Raw genomic sequence first — 2,328 nt, 5'->3', positions numbered from 1 at the left:
GGGTTCTGGTCCAAGTTCTGTGGTGTGCATACTCCCTGTGACTGTCGCTCTCGCCCTGGGTCACGCCAGGTCGTCCTAAAACTGACGGTGCTGACCGTGTTCGGGGTCATGGTTCTGGTTGTGCGCGAGGTACTGCTCCGGCTGGAAGAGCTGCTCTTCCTGTCGGATCCGGGGATCAGGGTGGAGTCTGTGCAGGACGACGGTCTGCTGATCCGAGTCGGTGTCAGATGCAGTACGGCTGGCGCTCGGTGCCCAAGCTGCGGAAGCTGGTCCGGGCGCGTGCATGGCTCCTACCTGCGGTTTCCCGCCGACCTCCCCGTGGCGGGACGCCGGGTGGTGCTGCAACTTCGTGTCCGACGCTTCACGTGCGTAGACGTCTCCTGCGGGCGGCGGACATTCGTCGAGCAGGTCGCCGGCCTGACCCGGCGACACAGCCAACGGACCGAACGAATGCGGTCGGTGCTGGCCGAGGTCGGCCTCGCTCTGGCCGGTCGCGCCGGTGCCCGGCTTTCCGACGTCATCGGGGCGAGGGTCAGTCGGAACACGGTCCTGCGGCTGGTGGACGCCCTTCCGGAACCCCAGCCACAGGACCCGCGTGTAGTCGGCGTCGACGAGTACGCGATGCGCAAGGGCCGCGTCTACGGAACGGTGCTGGTTGACGTCGAGACGCGCAGGCCGGTGGACCTCCTGCCGGATCGCGAGGCAGGCACCGTCGCGGCTTGGCTGGCTGAGCACCCGGGGATTGAGGTCGTCTGCCGCGATCGCGCCCCCTTCTTCGCCGAGGGCGCCAGCATCGGGGCGCCCACCGCGGTCCAGGTCGCCGACCGGTTTCACCTCTGGCGCAACCTCGGCGAGGCAGCAGAGCGATGCGTCTCCCGCCACCGCCCGTGTCTCCGCGTGACCTTCACCGATTCAGTGCCGGAGAAGGCTCCGACCCCGGCACCAGCCGAATGCGGGTCGCCGTGGCCGACCGGGCACCGGTTCGCCGACCGTACCCGCACCAAGCACGCCACCGTCCACGCGCTGCTGGCCGCCGGCCACAGCCGGCGCTCCATCCAGCGACAGCTCGGCATGACCTACCACACCGTCCAACGGCTGGCCGACGCCGCGACGCCGGAAGAGCTATTCCAGGGGCAGTGGCAGAACCGCAGGACCAAGCTCGACGACTTCAAGCCCTACCTGCACGAGCGATGGGCCGAGGGCTGCACGAACGCCTGGACCCTCTGGGAAGAGATCAAGACGCACGGCTACACCGGCGGATATGGAGCGATCCGCGCCTACCTCCAGCCGTTCCGCACATCCCCGACCGCACCTGCAGCCCGCCCGCCGTCCCCGCGCACGGTCACCGGCTGGATCCTGACTCACCCCGACATCCTGCCGGAAGGCGAGCAGCTGAAGCTCAAAGCCGTCCTCGCCGGCTGCCCCGAACTGCGGGCCCTCACCGGGCACGTCAGCACGTTCGGGAAGATGCTCACCCAACTGCAGGGCGACCAGCTCCCGCAATGGATCAAAGCAGTCCGCGCCGATGACCTGCCAAGCCTCCATACCTTCGTCAACGGCCTCGAACGCGATCTCGCCGCCGTCACCGCGGGCCTGACACTGCCGTGGAGTTCTGGAGTCGTCGAAGGCCACGTCAACCGGATCAAAATGATCAAGCGCCAGATGTACGGCCGGGCCGGCTTCGGCCTCTTGCGGAAGCGAGTCCTGCTGGCCTCCTGACGGGAACGGTCACGACCCCTGGCGGAGTCGCTCCGCAGCCTGAGCAGGGGTGTCGTAATAGCCGGGCCGCGCCAAGAGGACCGAGCTGAAGTAGTAGCCCTGCTCTTCCTCGGGCTCGTCGTCAGCTGCGAACGGGCGCCAGAAGCTCAGCAGCAGGCCAGAGGCAACGAAAGACGCCGGGTCGTCGGGGTCTGCCTCGATCGTGGTGTGCTCGCCCATGCGCTGCACCAGCTCCTGGGCCGGGAGCGCGAACACGTCCAGGCCCCGGAAGATGACGCGGTCTGTCTGAGTCGACGGTCTCCCGAGCTCAATCGCTTCCAGCATGTTTCGCGTGCAGTGGATGCTGACCATCAGTCCGCTGGGACGGAAAACATGCTGCCCAGGCCGGTCTGATTCCGAGACCGCAGAGAGGTCGCGGAGCGAGTCCAGCGCGGCGTTGGCGGCTTGGCGAGTCATGCCGATCTGCAACGGCCCAACGCCGTTCGGTGGGGCGAGGTCGAAGTCCATGCGGGCATGATCCCAAACAGGTCTGTCAGCGAGTTACGTAGCGCCATCCAGGCTCTGATTTATTACAGATCGTGACGGCTCCACAGAAGTTGGACCAGAACC

General features: G+C 67.1%; 2 protein-coding genes. One reads left to right on the top strand and one right to left on the bottom strand.

Annotated elements, in window-relative coordinates:
* Window positions 1–120 precede the first annotated feature (120 nt).
* Window positions 121–1,719: an ISL3 family transposase gene (locus TR50_RS42130; RefSeq protein ID WP_042436061.1), complete on the top strand. Its 1,599-nt coding sequence runs from the start codon at window positions 121–123 to the stop codon at window positions 1,717–1,719.
* A 9-nt stretch (window positions 1,720–1,728) separates the two neighbouring features.
* On the opposite strand, the gene TR50_RS42125 is transcribed toward TR50_RS42130, so the two are convergent.
* Window positions 1,729–2,226 (bottom strand): hypothetical protein, encoded by a 498-nt coding sequence (locus TR50_RS42125; protein WP_042436058.1) that lies wholly within the window; start codon window positions 2,224–2,226, stop codon window positions 1,729–1,731.
* Window positions 2,227–2,328: the final 102 nt, after the last annotated feature.

The organism is Streptacidiphilus anmyonensis (assembly GCF_000787855.1).
GTDB classification, from domain to species: Bacteria; Actinomycetota; Actinomycetes; order Streptomycetales; family Streptomycetaceae; genus Streptacidiphilus; species Streptacidiphilus anmyonensis.
Note: the sequence above shows the minus strand (reverse complement) of the source record. Positions and strands in the feature narration are given on the sequence as shown.

Coding starts and splice junctions, on each gene's coding strand:
- TR50_RS42125 (WP_042436058.1), bottom strand. CDS start 2,226: ATGGACTTCGACCTCGCCCCACCGAACGGCGTTGGGCCGTTGCAGATC.